This is a genomic window from Streptomyces sp. NPDC048338 (assembly GCF_043201055.1).
Classification (GTDB): domain Bacteria; phylum Actinomycetota; class Actinomycetes; order Streptomycetales; family Streptomycetaceae; genus Streptomyces.
The window spans coordinates 232,422-248,061 of record NZ_JBICYQ010000009.1; the positions used below are offsets into that span (position 1 = coordinate 232,422).

Below are 15,640 nucleotides of genomic sequence, written 5' to 3' on the forward strand. Positions count from 1 at the left end.
GGTACAACACCGGTGATGACCACCACCCTGCGGCCGGTCGAGCCGCTTCAGCAGACGCCCGACGGCGGCCGTTCGCGCACCTACGACGTCTGTGTGAACAGCCGTCGCGTCGGCTCCGTCCACCTCGCCACCGCGCCGGGCTTCGGCCCCGGCGCCGGAGAGATCACCGCCCTCGGCATCGACGAGCCGGACCGCCGCCGGGGCCGCGGCACGGTCGCGGCACTGGCCGCCGAGGAGATCCTCCGGGGCTGGGGCTGCGGCCAGGTCCATGTCTCCGTCCCCGCCGGAGCCGATGCGGCGCTGCGGATGACCACCGCCCTCGGCTACACCGAACGCAGCCGGAACATGGTCAAGGAACTGCCGGCCGAGCCCCCGGCGCTGCCGGAGGGCGTCGGTATCCGCCCCCTGGCCGAGGCCGAGTACGCGGCCTGGGAGGCGCGGGCCAAGGAGGGCTACGCGCAGAGCTGGATCGACCGGGGCGTGCCGGAGGACCAGGCGCGGGCCAAGGCCGAGGACAGCCACCGGACCCATCTCCCGCAGGGTCTCGCCACCCCCGGCGTCCGGATCAGCGTCGTGGTGCGGGACGGGCAGGTCGTGGGTCACCTCTGGACCGGCCGGATCGCCCTCGAACCCGGGACCATGGGGGCGTACGTCTACGACATCGAGGTCGACGCGGCCCAGCGGGGCCGGGGCTACGGGCGCGCCCTCATGCTGCTCGCCGAACGGGTCGCGATCGAGGCCGGGGACAGCCTGCTCGGCCTGCACGTCTTCGCGGGCAACACCCCGGCCCTCCGGCTCTACGAGTCGCTCGGCTACCGCACGACCCACGTCAACGGCTTCAAGCGGCTGGTCTAGGTCCTGTCCGGGCGATCTCCGATCAGGCCGGGAGCGCCCGGCAGGATCGGCAGGACATCCCGGGTTCCGGGGCCCGGTGCCGGGTTCAGCCGGCGAGCAGGCGGTCCGCGATCTCCTCGATGCGGGCGCGGAGCCCCTCCTGGCTCTTGCCGCCGTCCAGGCGCTCGCCGTCGATCACGTAGGTCGGGGTGCCGGTGACCTTGATCGCCTTGCCCTCGGCCTGGTCGGCGTCGACCACCAGGAGGTGCCGGCCGTCGATCAGTGCGGTGTCGAACTCCTCGGCGTCCAGGCCGAGTTCTCCGGCCAGCTCGACCAGCACCGGCTCCCCGCGCCCGTCCAGCTCCGCGGTCCTGGCCAGCAGCGCCTCCGCGTACGGCCAGCCCTGGCCCTGCTCGGCCGCCTCCTCGGCGGCCTGGGCGGCGGCGTACGCGTGCTTGTGCTTCTCCAGCGGGAAGTGCCGCAGCCGTACGTCGATCCGGTCGCCGTACTTCTCGCGCAGCGCGCGGACGTCGTCGAGCGCCTGGAAGCAGTCCGGGCACTGGAGGTCGAACCAGGCCTCCAGGACGACGGGGGAGGCGGAGGCGGTGGTGGAGTCACTCATGGGAGCAGTCTCCCAGCCGCGCGCCGCCCGGCCCAACCGGGACCCCGGGAGGAGATCGCCCCTCGGCCGACCCGGAGATCTCCCTGAGGTCGGCCCCGCGCCATGGCCCCGGACGGCCTGCCCGGTGCAGGATGGAAGGGACGTATCGCCCCTGCGCCAGGAGGATCGCATGCTTGCCGAGACCATTTGTTCCGCGGTGGCCGCGGCGGGCCTGGGCATCGCCGCGATCACGGCGTACCGCAGGCGGTTCCGGACCGCGGCCCGGATCGCCGCCTACTCGCTGGTACCGCTCGGCCTGGTCATGACCGGTGCCGTGGAGTGGGCCTTCGACACCGCCTTCAGCCCGATGGCCTGGGCCGGGTTCGGTGTGCTGGGCGCGGCCTGGCTGCTCTTCCTGTCGACCCGCGCCGTCGACCGCCGCCGTGGTGGCCGGAAGGCCGCGGACCAGGGCGGCCGTCCGGACCCCGTCGCGCCCGCCGCGTCCGCGCCCTCCCTGGGGCAGGGGCAGCGCGGTGCCGCCCCGAAGCCCAAGACCGCCGCCCCCGCAGAGGACTTCAGTGACATCGAGGCGATTCTGAAGAAGCACGGAATCTGACGCCGCGCGGTCGGCGCGGCGGCGGAGTATCCACGGAATGGGATGAACTCCCGCGTTCGTGGGGCGTGTTGCGGAGGGCTGTGACGCTCACCTGCGTCATCATCCCCCCGAGATGCCGGATACCTCGCGGGAACGAGTCCCCGCCCCCATGAAGGAGCCGCGCGGCTGTCTGTTCGCGCTCTCCCAGCCGCCGTTGATGATCTTCCTCGCGGTGATCGGCTGCCTTCTTCTGATGGCCGCCGTACACGACCTCTTCCTGCTGTGAGGCGGGCACCCGCGACCGCGTCGGCGCCCCTGGCGCGGCGCGGCCCCGACCGGCACCGGCGGCCGATCAGCCCGCGGCCTCCTTGCGGCGCGCCCGGTAGGCGGCCACGTGCAGCCGGTTGCCGCAGGTGCGGCTGTCGCAGTAGCGGCGCGAACGGTTGCGCGACAGGTCGACGAAGGCGCGGCCGCAGTCCGGCGCCTCGCAGCGCCGCAGCCGCTCCTGCTCCCCGGCCACCACGATGAAGGCCAGGGCCATGCCGCAGTCGGCTCCGAGGTGGTCGGCGACCGAGGCGCCCGGCGCGAAGTAGTGCACGTGCCAGTCGTAGCCGTCGTGGTCCGTGAGCTGCGGGGTGGTGCCCGCGGCGGCGACCAGCTGGTTGATCAGCGTCGCCGCGATCCGGGCGTCCGGCGCTCCGAAGACGGCGGTGAACCTGCCCCGTACGTCCCGCACGGCGCGCAGGTCGCGCTCGTCGAGCACGCCCACGTCGCTGATGTCGTGGGCGCGCACGAAGGTCCGCAGCGCATCGAGGTCCGCGAGTTCGTCGTCACGGTCGCCCTGCGGCGCGGTGTTCATCAGATCGACGACGGTGTCGAGGGCGATCCGGGTGTCGTGGGGGATCAGCACGATTCGCTCCCTGGCAGGCCGCGGGCGGGCGCCCGCGGAATTGCGCTGACTCTAGCGGCTCCGCCGCCGCCTGCCCGGAGCGGTCCGGAACCGGACGGGCTCGGCGCGGGGGCGTGGCCCGGACCGGCCCCGGCCCGCGCACGGCCCGGAAAACGGGCAACGGCGCCCCCGGCCGCGCCGGCTGCGCGGTGAGGACGCCGATGTCTGCCGTATGTGGTTGTCCGCGCGGCGCCGTCTCCCCGAGTCGGACGGCGCCGTGCGGCTCTCGGCCTGGCTCAGCTGTCGGCCAGGATGTGGGAGAGCTCCGTGTCGAGGTCGAAGTGACGGTGCTCGGTGCCCGGTGGCACGGCGGCGTCGGTCCGCTTCAGGAACGACTCCAGGGCCCTCGCCGGGGCCTCGAGCAGGGCTTCGCCCTCGGGAGAACTCAACGCGATGCAGACGACGCCCTGACCGTGGCTGCGCGACGGCCAGACTCTGACGTCGCCGGTGCCGGTGGGCCGATGCAGCCCCTCGGCGAGAAGGTCGCGGGCGAAGACCCACTCGACCGTCTCCTCGGCTCCGGTGTGGAAGGTGGCGTGCACGGCATAGGGATCGGCCGTGTCATACCGCAGGCCCGCGGGTACAGGCAGTGAGGACTCGCTCGACACAACGAGGCGCAGGTGCAGCTCGCAGCTGACCGTGGTGTTCATAAGCGCCAGGGCCTTTCGCTCAGTGTGCGCTCGGGGATTCGCACGTCGGCGAAATCGACATGCCACCTACGGTGCCGTTGTAAACCCCTCTGTCTGTTTTGTGATCGTTCAGGTAGCTCGTATGGGGGTGCGTGACCTCGGGTAATACCCCCATTCCGGTGACCGTCCGGAATCCGGTAAGTTGGGGTCATGAATGCGGAGAGTGACGAGCGGTCCGGGGAGCCCACGGCCGACGGTGAGGCCGAGCTCGGCTCCCGGGCCCCGGCCTTCATCAAGGCCCGACGGAGCCTGCACCTGAGCTGGCAGGTCGGCGTCTTCATCGTGGGGCTCGCGGTCGTCGGCGGCGGCATCGTGATGCTGCCCCTGCCCGGCCCCGGCTGGCTGGTCATCTTCGGCGGCATGGCGATCTGGGCGACCGAGTTCGTCTGGGCCCAGCTCGTGCTGCGGTGGACGAAGCGAAAGGTCACCGAGGCCGCCCAGCGCGCCCTCGACCCGAAGGTCCGCCGGCGCAACATCATCCTCACCACGATCGGCCTGGTGATCATCGCCGTGCTCGTCGGGATCTACCTCTGGAAGTACGGCTTCGTCATGCCGTGGAAGATCGACCGGTGACCCGGACACTGGTCCGGGGGACCCGCTGACATGGGGTAATGTTTGCGGTGCGCCCGGGCGATTAGCTCAGTGGGAGAGCGCTTCGTTCACACCGAAGAGGTCACTGGTTCGAACCCAGTATCGCCCACCACCCGGACCGAAGGCCCGGAGACGGAATCACGTCTCCGGGCCTTCGGCGTTCCCCGGCCGCGGTGTCCCGCGGCCGGGGAGTGACCGGTTCGGCTACCGCATGCGGCCCAGGCGCTCCCGAAGCCGGCGGGCGTCCCGCAGCCGCTGCTCGTACGTGGCCCCGACCCCCAGGAGCAGCAGGCCGGCCAGCGCCGGCGGCAGCCAGCGGGGCAGAGCCCCCACGGCCTGCACCACGTACGGGGCCAGCTCGTGCAGCCCGTCGAGGGCCAGGACCGTGCCGCCGAGCACCAGCAGTGCCTGGAGCCGGAAGCGGGCTCCGAGCAGGGTCACCGCCAGCGAGGCCACCCCGAGGATCAGCGGACGCGCCCAGTCGGGATCCGTCCAGGCGGCGAAGAGGCTCGGTACCAGCGTGACCGCCAGGCCCGGGGCGTACGCCGCCCAGGAGGACGCCTCCGGGTCGCGTCGCCGCCGGAGCACGCCGACCGCCAGGGCGGGGACGGTGACCGGAAGCGTGTACGCCTCCGGGGTCGTCACGTCCCACACCGCGAGGCGCACCCAGGTGGCGAGCAGGAACAGCGCCGCCGCCGCCCACGAGGCCGCCGGGCGCCGCTCGGGCCGGACCGCCGTCGCCGCCGCGATCACCCCGGCGAGCGCGAGCACGAGGGCGAGCACCGCCGGCCGGGAGACCGCGAGGCCGACCGCGAGCAGCCCCGCGACGGCGCCGGTCAGCTCCACCGGCAGCGCCACCGGATGCCGCCGGAGCCGCGCGCCGACGGCGGCGGTGACAGCCGGGACCACGAGCAGCGCCAGGGCCGCCAGGTGGGCCGGCAGCTCCGCGGCGGCGGTTCCCGCCATCACGAGCCCGGTCGCCGTGACGACCGCCGCGCAGGCGGCCACGGTCCGCCGGCCGCCCTCGGCCAGGAACCCGGTGACCGCGAAGAGCGCGGTCAGGAGCCCCAGCGCGGCGAAGGTCGCGGCGCGGGTGTCCAGCGCCGCCGCCGTCGCGCTCAGCGCGGACGCGAGACCGCAGGCGAACGCGGACCACGCGAGGACCTCGCGCGGCGGGGCCGGCGCGGTGGCCGTCGGAACGGGGCGGGGCCCCCAGCCCGGCCGGGACGCCTCCGGGCCGCCGTCCGCGCCGGCACCGCCGGCACCGGCCGTGCCCGGGGAGCGGGAAGGACCGGCCGCCGTGCCGGGGGTGTCCGCCGCGGCGGCACCGTCCACGGGGGGCCCGCCCGCCGACGGCCCCGCGGTGCCCGGCCCCCGGACCGGTGCGCGGAGCCCCCGGGTCGTCGGGTCCGGGCGGACCGCGACGAGCAGGGCCGCCGCGGTGGTCACGAGCTGGAGCGTCAGCGTCGCGCCGTAGGGGAGCCCCGGTGAGACGGGCAGCGAGGTCAGCAGGGCCCACGCCAGGAAGAGGGCGCCGCAGCGGGCCCACAGCCGCGGCACCGCCGCCAGGGCGGCCGTGCCCACGAGCAGGACCAGCGGGGCCGTCGCCGGGTACGAGGCGAGCACCGGCTCGGCGTGCGCGCCCGACCACACCTCCGTCGACCGCGCCGCCGGTGACAGCAGCCCCGCCACCACCGGGGGCAGCGCCCAGGCCACGCCCAGCGCGAGGACACCCGCCCCCGCGCCCGCCAGACCCCGCCGCACCGCGCGGGGCGCCGCCGACCGCAGCACCGCCGCCAGGGCGACCGCGCACAGCACGTACCCCGGCACCGTCCAGCCCTCGGGGGCGACCGCGCGCAGCACGCCGCCGGCCGCGGCGATCACCGCCAGTCCGGCCACCACGGCCGCCGCCTCCGCGAGCGGGGCCACCCGCCACGCCACGTACAGCGCCACCGCCGCGCCGGCGAGCAGCAGCGCGCCCGCCGGGATCGGCGACGTCAGCGACAGCCGGCCGCCCGTCAGCAGCGCCCAGCCGCCCAGGGCCAGGCCTCCGGCGCCCGCCGTGATCCGCACCGCCGCCGAGGTCGCCCGCAGTGCCACCGCCACATCCGCCGCGGCCGTCGCCAGCGCAGCCCAGGCCAGCGCCGACGGGCCGCCGTCCGCCGCCACCACACCCAGCAGCAGGGGGAGTTGGGTCGTCGCCACCGCCACTGGCAGGGGACCCCGCAGCCGTCCCCGGCCGTACGCCGCCCACGCCCCCGCGAGCACGGCCGACGCCACCGCCGCGTAGCCCACGGCGTCCGTGTCCGCCAGCGCCACCCGGTGCAGCGCGTACGCGTCGAGCACCATCAGCGCCATGCCCAGTGCCGCCACCGCCTCCGCCGTGGAGGCCAGGCCGCGGCGCAGCAGCGCCACCGGCGCGGCCAGCGCCGCCGAGGTCACCACGACGAGCACGGCCGCACGGCCGCCGATCCCCATCGAGCCCCAGCTCACCAGGGTGAAGGCGACCGCCGCGATCGTCAGCAGGGCGCCGCCCAGCGTCAGCAGGACGTTCTGCGCACTGCGCGGCGTCGAGTCCGCGAGCGGGCGGGAAGGGGCGGGCGGGCCGGCCGGTTGCGCGGCGGCCCGCGCCGCGGGTGCGGCGAGGACCTGCAGCAGCCAGGCCCGGCGGGCCAGCAACTGGGACCGTCGGGTGTCGAGTTGGACCAGCTCGCGGTCGACGAGCACCAGCTCGTCCGCGGGTGGCAGGGCGTTCTCCATATGCGGAGTGTGTCCCCGGACACACCGCGAGGCATGCGCGCGGATACTCATCTCCGGCCCTGAGTACCCCCACATGGGGGCACACTGGGGGCATGGACTGGTGCCGCTACCGCTTCCGCAGCGTCTGGCAGTTGGCCGCTCCGCCCGACGCCGTCTACGCCGTGCTCGAGGACGCCGGTGGCTACCCGCGATGGTGGCCCCAGGTCCGCGAGGTCGTGCCCGTCGACGAGGTCACCGGCACCGCCCGGTTCCGCTCCGTCCTCCCGTACGACCTCGTCGTCACCCTCGCGGCCCGGCGCCGTGAACCCGCGGCCCGCGTCCTGGAGGTCGACCTGGGCGGCGACCTGGAGGGCTGGGTGCGCTGGACCCTGACCGGCCACGGGGCCGGCACGCGGGCCGTCTACGAGCAGGAGGTCGAGGTCCGCAACCCGCTGATGCGCCGGTTCGCCGTCCCGGGGAGGCCGCTCTTCCTGGCCAACCACGCCCTGATGATGCGCGGCGGACGGCGCGGTCTCGCGGCACGGCTTCGCGCGGTTTGAACGAAACCCGCCGGGACCTGTATGGTTCAACCCGTTCCCGGGCGATTAGCTCAGCGGGAGAGCACTTCGTTCACACCGAAGGGGTCACTGGTTCGATCCCAGTATCGCCCACCGGGAGAGGCCGGTCCGTCAGAAGACGGACCGGCCTTCCGCATGCCGGGGCCCTGTCGCGGGATCCCGCGACAGGCGGGCGCCCCGGGGAGCGTCTCGTCGATCCTGCCGGGCCGGACGATCGACACGGCACCCCTACGCCGCCGTCCGCAGCTCCGGACGGAGCGGCCAGGCGGGATCCACCGCCTCCGGCGTCCCGTTGCGCGCGAACCACGCCTGCAGCCCGCGCGCCTGCGCCGCGTGCCACACGGCCTGCAGGGTGTGCAGCTCGGCCGGCGACAGACGTTCCAGCCGGGACGCGAAACGCCGCGCCACCGCCCGTACGACGTCCAGTGCGGCGGTCGCGTCCGCCGCCGCGTCGTGCGCGCCGTCCAGCTCCACCCCGTACTGCTCGCACAGATCCGTCAGCGTCCGGCGGCCCTTGCGGTACCGGTCCAGATGCTTGTCGAGCACCCGCGGATCCAGCACGCACAGCGGGGCGTTCCGGAGGTACCCGCCCAGCGAGGAGGCGCGGTGGCGGCGCAGCTCGCGGTCCAGGATCGTCAGATCGAAGGGCGCGTTCATCACCACCAGCGGCCGCCCCGCCGCGCACTGCTCGGCCAGAGCCCGCGCCAGCTCCTCCATCACCGGAGCCGGCCAGCGTCCGTTCCGCTGCAGATGATCGTCCGTCAGCCCGTGTACGGCGGTGGCGCCTTCGGGCACGGGCACGCCCGGATTGACGAGCCAGCGCGTCACCCGCGGGCGCCCGCCCGCCGTGTCCTGGACGACGAGGGCGGCCGAGACGATCCGGTCCTCCTCGACGTCGACTCCTGTGGTTTCCGTGTCGAATGAGGCCAGGGGCCCCTCGTACCAGTGCGTCATCCCCGAACTCCTCGCACCTGTGCGGCAGATGGCGATCCCTCTGCCCGAATCGGTGATACCCGGGCTGTTTGCGCCGTACGCGGGCCGGTGACAACACACATGACGGGGAAGGAAATCGACATGGCGCTCGCCCAGCCCGAATCGGGAGGGCTGCCGACCCAGCGGACAGCACCGCTCCGTGGCTCGCTCGCCACCACCGCCTGTATGGAGACGCTTCAGGTGGGGTACCTGCACGCGGTCGCGGCGGCGGCGGGCTGCTCGCTGTCGCAGCCGTTTCCGGACAACGGCATCGACTGGCACGTGAGCCACGGCGCTGCCGACCACACCGTGGACGACGAAGTGACCATCAAGGTGCAGCTCAAGTGCACCTACCAGCTACCGCCGAGAGTGCCCGGACCCGCGTCCGCGACGTTCTCGTTCACCCTCGACAACGAGCACCTGGTGAAGCTCGCGCGGACCCCGGTCTCGGTACACAAGATCCTGGTCGTGATGCTCGTGCCGCGCTCCCGGGAGGACTGGCTGCGTGCCGGGCACGACGGGCTCGACCTGCGGCACTGCTGCTACTGGATCAACCTGGCCGGCCATCCGGTCACGGGACGGCGCAGGACCACCGTGCGCATCCCGACGGCACGGATCTTCGACGACCGGGCGCTGTGCGAGATCATGGCCCGGGTCGGCGTGGGAGGGAGACCTTGATGCACCGGCCGATCGACGAGCCGGAGGGCGGGGCGGGCCACGGCCCGGCGTCCCCGTCCTTCCGGCCCCACCCCACCTTCGCCGAACTCCCGGGCTCCTGGAGCGCCGGGGCGGCCCGCCCCACCGGCCCCTGGAGCGACGCCGGCGGTCCGCCCGACCCCGGGCGCGTCGACCCGCTCGTCCTCGGCGCGCTGCTGGCACGCCACGGATGGCGGCGGCGCGGCGGGGCCCCGGGCCGCTACAGCCGCTGGACGCCGCCGGGGCCGGCCACCGCCACCGGCAGCCTGCTCGTGCCCGAGAGCCGCGCCTTCCCCGACTGCGAGGACCTCCTCGGGGAGGCCCTCACCGCGCTCGCCCGCAGCGCCGCGCCCTCGGCCCGCGAGGTGCTGGTCGGGCTGACCGTGCCCAGCGACGAGATCCGCTGGTGGCGCGACGTGCCGCCGGGACCCTCGGGCACCGTCCCCTGGGCCGTGCAGGAACAGTTCCGGTCGGCCGCCCGCCAGCTCCTCCTCGCGGGCGCGCTCGCCGTGCGCGGCCGGGCCGGCTACTACGGGGCCCGGCACCGCCGGCAGGCCCAGGCGTCCCTCGGCGCGGTCGTCGTCGGCGCCGCCCCCGACGGCCGGGGCCTGACCGCGTTCGTCCCCGTGGAGACCGGCCGGTCGATCGCCGTACGGCTCTACCACGCGCTCTACGCGGCCCGGGAGGCCGCGGACTACCAGCGGGCCACCGGAGGCACGGAGGCCTTCGACGCCGCGGTGACGGCCGGCGTGAGCCGGGAGCTGACCGAGGCCCTCGTCGCGCTCGTCCGCGGCAGCGAAGGGGCCCGGATCGCCTTGGAATGGGCGCCCGCCGCGGGGACCCCCGCGGGGTGCGCGGCACGGCCCGAGCCCGTCGAGTTCTCGGCCGGCGACCTGCCCGCCCTGCGCGAGGCCGGCGCCCGCTATCTGACCGACGAGCCGTCCGTCCCGGTACGGATCACCGGAGCGGTCGTCCGGATGCGCCGGTCCGGCCCGCGCGGCGAGGGCACCGTACGGCTGCGGGTGCTCGCCGGGGCCGAGGTGCCGCACGTCCGGGTGAGCCTGGACGAGGAGTCGTACCGCACGGCCGGCCACGCCCATCTGGTGGGTCTGCCGATCCGGGTCGTGGGCCGGCTGGAGAGCCGGGGCGGCTTCCGGCGGCTCACCGACGCCTCCGCGGTCGTCCCGGTGCAGGTGGACGAGGCCGAGCGGGACCGGCTGATGAAGTCGCTGCACGAGAACCTCGACTACTTCGAGGAGGCGTGCGGGCCGGGGGACTGACCACGGGGACGTTTCGCGGGCGGCCCCCCGGGCTCGGTACGATCGACGGCGACGCGGCACCTCGTCTCTGCCGCGCACCGTCGACGCCGGCACTTCGTATCTGCCCGCGCCCCAATGGAGAAGAGCACCAGTGTCTGAAGTCCGTGTGACCGTCCAGTCCGCCTCAGGAGCCGAGGATCGGGCGGTGAGCGCGGGCACCACCGCCGGCGCGCTGTTCGCCGACGACCGGTCCGTCATCGCCGCCCGGGTCGGCGGTGAGCTGAAGGACCTCACCTACGTCGTCGCCGACGGCGAGGTCGTCGAGCCCGTCGAGATCTCCTCCCCGGTCGGTCTCGACATCCTGCGCCACTCCACCGCGCACGTGATGGCCCAGGCCGTGCAGGAGCTCTTCCCCGAGGCCAAGCTGGGCATCGGCCCGCCGGTCCGGGACGGTTTCTACTACGACTTCGACGTCGAGAAGCCGTTCACCCCCGAGGACCTCAAGGCCATCGAGAAGAAGATGCAGGAGATCCAGAAGCGGGGCCAGCGCTTCTCCCGCCGTGTGGTGACCGACGAGGCCGCCCGCGAGGAGCTCGCCGACGAGCCCTACAAGCTGGAACTGATCGGCATCAAGGGCTCCGCCTCCAGCGACGACGGCGCGGACGTCGAGGTGGGCGGCGCCGAGCTGACCATCTACGACAACCTGGACGCCAAGACCGGCGACCTGTGCTGGAAGGACCTCTGCCGCGGTCCGCACCTTCCCACCACCCGGAACATCCCGGCGTTCAAGCTGATGCGCAACGCCGCCGCCTACTGGCGCGGCAGCGAGAAGAACCCGATGCTCCAGCGCATCTACGGCACCGCGTGGCCGTCGAAGGAGGAGCTGAAGGCCCACCTCGACTTCCTCGCCGAGGCCGAGAAGCGCGACCACCGCAAGCTCGGCAACGAGCTCGACCTCTTCTCCGTGCCGGACGAGATCGGCTCCGGCCTCGCGGTCTTCCACCCCAAGGGCGGCATCATCCGCCGGACCATGGAGGACTACTCGCGCCGCCGGCACGAGGAGGAGGGCTACGAGTTCGTCTACTCCCCGCACGCCACCAAGGGCGCCCTCTTCGAGAAGAGCGGCCACCTGGACTGGTACGCGGAGGGCATGTACCCCCCCATGCAGCTCGACGGTGGTACCGACTACTACCTCAAGCCCATGAACTGCCCGATGCACAACCTGATCTTCGACGCGCGCGGCCGGTCCTACCGTGAACTGCCGCTGCGCCTGTTCGAGTTCGGCACCGTGTACCGGTACGAGAAGTCCGGCGTCGTGCACGGCCTGACCCGGGCCCGCGGCTTCACCCAGGACGACGCGCACATCTACTGCACCCGTGAGCAGATGGCCGAGGAGCTCGACCGCACCCTCACCTTCGTCCTGAACCTGCTGCGCGACTACGGTCTGACCGACTTCTACCTGGAGCTGTCCACCAAGGACCCGGAGAAGTTCGTCGGCTCGGACGAGGTCTGGGAGGAGGCCACCGCGGTCCTCCAGCAGGTCGCCGAGAAGCAGGGCCTCCCGCTGACCCCCGACCCGGGTGGCGCGGCCTTCTACGGCCCGAAGATCTCGGTGCAGGCGCGGGACGCCATCGGCCGTACCTGGCAGATGTCGACCGTGCAGCTCGACTTCAACCTGCCGGAGCGCTTCGACCTGGAGTACACCGGCCCGGACGGCACCAAGCAGCGCCCGGTCATGATCCACCGCGCCCTGTTCGGTTCCATCGAGCGCTTCTTCGCCGTGCTCCTGGAGCACTACGCGGGCGCCATGCCGCCGTGGCTGGCCCCGGTCCAGGCGGTCGGCATCCCGATCGGCGACGCGCACGTCGAGTACCTGCAGGAGTTCGCCGCCGAGGCGAAGAAGAAGGGCCTGCGGGTCGAGGTGGACGCCTCCTCCGACCGCATGCAGAAGAAGATCCGCAACCAGCAGAAGCAGAAGGTCCCGTTCATGATCATCGTCGGTGACGAGGACATGGCCGCGGGCACGGTCTCCTTCCGCTACCGCGACGGCTCGCAGGAGAACGGCATCGCCCGCGACGAGGCGCTCGCGAAGCTGGCCGACGTGGTGGAGCGCCGCGTCCAGGTCTGACGCCCCCTAGGCTCAGCGGGCCCCCGGGTTCTCACCCGGGGGCCCTTCCTCGTCCTCCCGCCGGAACGTCTGGATCAGCCAGGACGAGAACGAACCGGTCACCGCTCCGAGCAGCGCCAGGCCGCAGGCCATCAGCCCGACCGCGGTGACCCGGCCCATCGGGGTCACCGGGGTCACGTCGCCGTACCCGACCGTCGAGAGCGTCGAGCACGCCCACCAGACCGAGTCGCCGAAGGTGACGATCGTGGCGCCCGGGGCGTCGCGCTCGAAGCGGTACACGGTGAGCGAGCCCGCGAAGCCCAGCAGGATCGACGTGAGACCGGCGTACGCCATGACGCGGGCGTAGAGCGTGAGCCGGGGCTTGTCCTGGCGGCGCTGGATGGTGTCGTAGGCCTTGACCACCCGCAGCGGGCGCAGCAGGGGCAGGATCAGGACCACGGTGTCCAGCAGGTGGGTGCGGACGAAGCGCAGCGGCCGCCGGCCGCTCAGCCACAGGCGGACGACGTAGTCCACGGCGAAGAGGACCCAGGCGGCGAGGATGAGCGCCAGGCAGAGGTCCCGCCAGCCCTGGGGGAGGCCGTGTCCCAGGATCAGGGTCGCGTACCCGGCGAGGAAGAGCGCGGACGCGACGGCGAGCGGCACCTCCATCCGTTCGTCCCAGCGGTCCATCCCCGGCGGCTTCTCGTCCATCGGATCAGCATCGCCGGAGCGATGAGATCCGCGCCCCGGCGACACGATCCGAACGGGCTAAGCAATATGCTGCACAGCATGACGATTGAGCCGGAGCAGCAGATCGGAGTGGGGACGCAGGACGCGTTCCAGCGCCTGTGGACGCCTCACCGGATGGCGTACATCCAGGGCGAGAACAAGCCCACCGGGCCGGGGGCCGAGGACGGCTGTCCGTTCTGCTCGATTCCGTCGATGTCGGACGAGGACGGTCTGGTGATCGCGCGCGGTGAGCGCGTGTACGCCGTACTGAACCTCTACCCGTACAACGGCGGGCACCTGATGGTGGTGCCCTACCGTCACGTCGCCGACTACACGGAGCTGGACGAGACGGAGACGGCCGAGCTCGGCGCGTTCACCAAGCGCGCCATGATCGCGCTGCGGGCCGCCTCCGGAGCGCACGGCTTCAACATCGGCATGAACCAGGGAACGGTCGCGGGCGCCGGCATCGCCGCCCACCTGCACCAGCACGTCGTGCCCCGCTGGGGCGGCGACACCAACTTCATGCCCGTCGTCGGTCACACCAAGGTGCTGCCGCAGCTGCTGGCCGACACCCGCAAGATGCTCGCCGACGCCTGGCCGGCGTCGGAGGGCACCGGCCGGGCGGCCGCTCAGGCGTCGTAGACGTCCGCCTTCTTGGGGCCCGGCTCCTGGACGGAGCCGCTCAGGATCAGCGAGCGGTTGGTGAAGCGCTCCGTGTCCACGCCGTGCTCGTCGAGCACCTTGATGGTGGCGGCGTGGACCGCGCGCATCACCGGGGTGGCCGCGCGGATCGCGTCGTCCGCCATGAAGCGGTGACGCCAGGGCTGCGCCGCCCAGGCGTGCCGCAGACCGAAGGGCTCGGGCAGGCTGAGCTTGCCGCCGAGGAAGTCCAGGACCGGCGGGAACCACGTGAGCGGCGCGCGCAGCGCCTTGCGGACGACCTCGTCGTCCTCCAGGAGCGGCAGGGTGATCTCCCGCGTCTCCCAGAAGCGCACGGTCTTGGAGACCTCCCTGGTCTTCGCCTTCGGCTTCGTGGTGAAGAGCGAGTGCACCGGACCCAGGGCGTGACCGGTGACCTCGACCCGCAGCGTGTGCAGCAGCGAGGTGACCGTGATCATCATGGTGAGGACGAGCTGGCCGTCCCAGAGGGTGAACTGGACGCCCAGGTAGTGGCGGTTGCCGCTGCCGAACTGCTGGTCGTTGCAGATGCGCTGTATCTCGTGCGGCTTCACCTGGAAGGCGACGATGTTCTCGCCCTCCGGGCGGGCGACCTCGTCGGCGCCCTCGCCGACGGGGGAGACGATCCAGTGCTTGACCGTCGGCTTCGGGAAGCCGGTCTTCAGCGAGCCGCGCTCGATCAGCTTGAGCTGGTCGTGGATCTGCCGGACGACGTCCCAGGCACGGAAGTCGTGGATCTCCCGGCCCTCCTTCGGGACGAGCTCCTCGGCCATGGTCCAGCTGCCCCAGCGGGTGCCCATGCCGAGTATGCCCTTGGGGCCGGCGTAGAAGACGACGTTGGACTGCTGCTCGGCGCTGAGCTTCTCCAGGGACTGCCGCAGCTCCTCGGCGGCCGTCTGGCCCGGGTCCTGCGGGACCGCCTCGGGGATCTTGGCGCCGATGCCGCCGCCGCTGAGCAGGGAGTCCCAGCGGGTGCGCAGGTCGCGGGCGGTGGACTCGCAGACGCGCTTGGCCAGCAGCCAGCCCACCACCGGGGCGACGATCATGGCGCGGAGGTAGACCGACAGGAAGCCGCCGAACGGCAGCTTGAGCAGGACGAGCACGGCGAGGAGGCCCACACCGACGAGGAGTGCCGTGCCCAGCAGGCTCGTGCGCCTGTTGTCGGTGCCGGCGAGGACGCGGCGCAGCTTGATGACGGCGAGCCACAGGAGCAGGCCGGGCAGGAAGAGCAGGCCGAAGACCAGCGTGATCAGGGTGAGCCGGACGTCGCGCTGCTTGCGGATCCGGGTGGCGGCCAGGCAGTGCTCCACCACGGGCTGCGGCTCGGTGCCGAAGGACTGGATCAGCGCCTTGCGGGCGCCGCCGAGCATCCGCACCTGCACGGCCCGGGAGAAGGCCTCACCGAGGTCGGGCTTGAAGAGCGAGAACCACTTGCCCTCCTTGACGCTCGACCGGTGCCAGTCGTTGTTCGCCTTGAGGATCTCCTCGACCGGGCTGTCGCGGTACGCGGCGGAGGCCAGGGCATGGGTCGCCGCCGTCTGTCCGTCCGAGCCCTGGAGGGGGATCTGCGCCCCGGGTCCAAAACTGCCGATGCTCACTGCCGCCCCCATCGCCGCCTGCCCG

The 15,640-nt window shown here is 73.1% G+C and carries 15 protein-coding genes and 2 tRNA genes; 10 read left to right on the forward strand and 7 right to left on the reverse strand.

Annotated features, from left to right (window positions below; translation table 11 throughout):
- Positions 1–15: 15 nt before the first annotated feature.
- Positions 16–855, forward strand: a complete 840-nt coding sequence (locus ACGFZF_RS22195) for a GNAT family N-acetyltransferase (protein ID WP_393556543.1) — start codon at positions 16–18, stop codon at positions 853–855.
- 85 nt (positions 856–940) lie between these two features.
- Here ACGFZF_RS22195 and ACGFZF_RS22200 read toward each other — a convergent pair whose 3' ends face one another.
- Positions 941–1,456 (reverse strand): DsbA family protein, encoded by a 516-nt coding sequence (locus tag ACGFZF_RS22200; RefSeq protein WP_393556545.1) that lies wholly within the window; start codon positions 1,454–1,456, stop codon positions 941–943.
- A 169-nt stretch (positions 1,457–1,625) separates the two neighbouring features.
- Between ACGFZF_RS22200 and ACGFZF_RS22205 the strand changes: the two genes are divergently transcribed.
- Positions 1,626–2,051, forward strand: a complete 426-nt coding sequence (locus ACGFZF_RS22205) for a hypothetical protein (RefSeq protein ID WP_393556547.1) — start codon at positions 1,626–1,628, stop codon at positions 2,049–2,051.
- Positions 2,052–2,382: 331 nt separating this feature from the next.
- Here the strand turns inward: ACGFZF_RS22205 and ACGFZF_RS22210 are convergent, their stop codons facing one another.
- A complete protein-coding gene (locus ACGFZF_RS22210) occupies positions 2,383–2,940 on the reverse strand; it encodes a CGNR zinc finger domain-containing protein (protein ID WP_393556549.1) in 558 nt (185 codons plus the stop codon).
- A 275-nt stretch (positions 2,941–3,215) separates the two neighbouring features.
- On the reverse strand, positions 3,216–3,629 hold the full coding sequence (locus ACGFZF_RS22215) for an SsgA family sporulation/cell division regulator (protein WP_015032345.1): 414 nt from the start codon (positions 3,627–3,629) through the stop codon (positions 3,216–3,218).
- 189 nt (positions 3,630–3,818) lie between these two features.
- Between ACGFZF_RS22215 and ACGFZF_RS22220 the strand changes: the two genes are divergently transcribed.
- On the forward strand, positions 3,819–4,241 hold the full coding sequence (locus ACGFZF_RS22220) for a TIGR02611 family protein (RefSeq protein ID WP_356600934.1): 423 nt from the start codon (positions 3,819–3,821) through the stop codon (positions 4,239–4,241).
- A 55-nt stretch (positions 4,242–4,296) separates the two neighbouring features.
- A tRNA-Val gene (locus ACGFZF_RS22225) sits at positions 4,297–4,371 on the forward strand.
- Between the two features lie 92 nt (positions 4,372–4,463).
- Here the strand turns inward: ACGFZF_RS22225 and ACGFZF_RS22230 are convergent.
- Positions 4,464–7,019 carry an SCO7613 C-terminal domain-containing membrane protein gene (locus ACGFZF_RS22230; RefSeq protein ID WP_393556551.1) on the reverse strand — a complete coding sequence of 852 codons (2,556 nt, stop codon included), beginning with the start codon at positions 7,017–7,019 and terminating at the stop codon, positions 4,464–4,466.
- A gap of 92 nt (positions 7,020–7,111) precedes the next feature.
- Between ACGFZF_RS22230 and ACGFZF_RS22235 the strand changes: the two genes are divergently transcribed.
- Both ACGFZF_RS22235 and ACGFZF_RS22240 read left to right on the forward strand, forming a co-directional pair.
- Positions 7,112–7,558 carry an SRPBCC family protein gene (locus ACGFZF_RS22235; RefSeq protein WP_393556553.1) on the forward strand — a complete coding sequence of 149 codons (447 nt, stop codon included), beginning with the start codon at positions 7,112–7,114 and terminating at the stop codon, positions 7,556–7,558.
- Between the two features lie 39 nt (positions 7,559–7,597).
- Positions 7,598–7,669, forward strand: a tRNA-Val gene (locus tag ACGFZF_RS22240).
- A 135-nt stretch (positions 7,670–7,804) separates the two neighbouring features.
- Here ACGFZF_RS22240 and ACGFZF_RS22245 read toward each other — a convergent pair.
- The gene (locus tag ACGFZF_RS22245) at positions 7,805–8,530 is read right to left on the reverse strand and encodes a 3'-5' exonuclease (RefSeq protein ID WP_356600931.1); all 726 of its coding nucleotides are present in this window, start codon (positions 8,528–8,530) and stop codon (positions 7,805–7,807) included.
- 120 nt (positions 8,531–8,650) lie between these two features.
- Here ACGFZF_RS22245 and ACGFZF_RS22250 point away from each other — a divergent pair, with 120 nt between their 5' ends.
- The 3 genes from ACGFZF_RS22250 to thrS all read left to right on the forward strand — a co-directional run bounded on the left by ACGFZF_RS22250 (position 8,651) and on the right by thrS (position 12,631).
- The gene (locus ACGFZF_RS22250) at positions 8,651–9,226 is read left to right on the forward strand and encodes a DUF4365 domain-containing protein (protein WP_356601129.1); all 576 of its coding nucleotides are present in this window, start codon (positions 8,651–8,653) and stop codon (positions 9,224–9,226) included.
- On the forward strand, positions 9,226–10,524 hold the full coding sequence (locus ACGFZF_RS22255) for a hypothetical protein (RefSeq protein ID WP_393556555.1): 1,299 nt from the start codon (positions 9,226–9,228) through the stop codon (positions 10,522–10,524). Before ACGFZF_RS22250 ends, ACGFZF_RS22255 begins: the two co-directional genes overlap by 1 nt.
- Positions 10,525–10,654: 130 nt before the next feature.
- Positions 10,655–12,631, forward strand: coding sequence for a threonine--tRNA ligase (gene thrS, locus ACGFZF_RS22260; protein ID WP_393556557.1), 1,977 nt, complete (start codon positions 10,655–10,657; stop codon positions 12,629–12,631).
- Between the two features lie 12 nt (positions 12,632–12,643).
- On the opposite strand, the gene ACGFZF_RS22265 is transcribed toward thrS, so the two are convergent.
- A complete protein-coding gene (locus ACGFZF_RS22265; RefSeq protein ID WP_393556559.1) occupies positions 12,644–13,321 on the reverse strand; it encodes a potassium channel family protein in 678 nt (225 codons plus the stop codon).
- 66 nt (positions 13,322–13,387) lie between these two features.
- On the opposite strand from ACGFZF_RS22265, the gene ACGFZF_RS22270 reads away from it, so the two are divergent.
- Positions 13,388–13,981 (forward strand): HIT domain-containing protein, encoded by a 594-nt coding sequence (locus ACGFZF_RS22270; protein WP_356600927.1) that lies wholly within the window; start codon positions 13,388–13,390, stop codon positions 13,979–13,981.
- Here the strand turns inward: ACGFZF_RS22270 and ACGFZF_RS22275 are convergent.
- Positions 13,969–15,627: a hypothetical protein gene (locus ACGFZF_RS22275; protein ID WP_393556561.1), complete on the reverse strand. Its 1,659-nt coding sequence runs from the start codon at positions 15,625–15,627 to the stop codon at positions 13,969–13,971. The two genes, ACGFZF_RS22270 and ACGFZF_RS22275, sit on opposite strands and share 13 nt — an antisense overlap.
- Positions 15,628–15,640 lie beyond the last annotated feature (13 nt).

Excerpts from the sequence above, each read along its gene's own strand:
- ACGFZF_RS22195 (WP_393556543.1), top strand. The coding sequence starts at position 16 with ATGACCACCACCCTGCGGCCGGTCGAGCCGCTTCAGCAGACGCCCGAC.
- ACGFZF_RS22200 (WP_393556545.1), bottom strand. The coding sequence starts at position 1,456 with ATGAGTGACTCCACCACCGCCTCCGCCTCCCCCGTCGTCCTGGAGGCC.
- ACGFZF_RS22205 (WP_393556547.1), top strand. The coding sequence starts at position 1,626 with ATGCTTGCCGAGACCATTTGTTCCGCGGTGGCCGCGGCGGGCCTGGGC.
- ACGFZF_RS22215 (WP_015032345.1), bottom strand. The coding sequence starts at position 3,629 with ATGAACACCACGGTCAGCTGCGAGCTGCACCTGCGCCTCGTTGTGTCG.
- ACGFZF_RS22220 (WP_356600934.1), top strand. The coding sequence starts at position 3,819 with ATGAATGCGGAGAGTGACGAGCGGTCCGGGGAGCCCACGGCCGACGGT.
- ACGFZF_RS22230 (WP_393556551.1), bottom strand. The coding sequence starts at position 7,019 with ATGGAGAACGCCCTGCCACCCGCGGACGAGCTGGTGCTCGTCGACCGC.
- ACGFZF_RS22235 (WP_393556553.1), top strand. The coding sequence starts at position 7,112 with ATGGACTGGTGCCGCTACCGCTTCCGCAGCGTCTGGCAGTTGGCCGCT.
- ACGFZF_RS22245 (WP_356600931.1), bottom strand. The coding sequence starts at position 8,530 with ATGACGCACTGGTACGAGGGGCCCCTGGCCTCATTCGACACGGAAACC.
- ACGFZF_RS22250 (WP_356601129.1), top strand. The coding sequence starts at position 8,651 with ATGGCGCTCGCCCAGCCCGAATCGGGAGGGCTGCCGACCCAGCGGACA.
- ACGFZF_RS22255 (WP_393556555.1), top strand. The coding sequence starts at position 9,226 with ATGCACCGGCCGATCGACGAGCCGGAGGGCGGGGCGGGCCACGGCCCG.
- ACGFZF_RS22265 (WP_393556559.1), bottom strand. The coding sequence starts at position 13,321 with ATGGACGAGAAGCCGCCGGGGATGGACCGCTGGGACGAACGGATGGAG.
- ACGFZF_RS22270 (WP_356600927.1), top strand. The coding sequence starts at position 13,388 with ATGCTGCACAGCATGACGATTGAGCCGGAGCAGCAGATCGGAGTGGGG.
- ACGFZF_RS22275 (WP_393556561.1), bottom strand. The coding sequence starts at position 15,627 with ATGGGGGCGGCAGTGAGCATCGGCAGTTTTGGACCCGGGGCGCAGATC.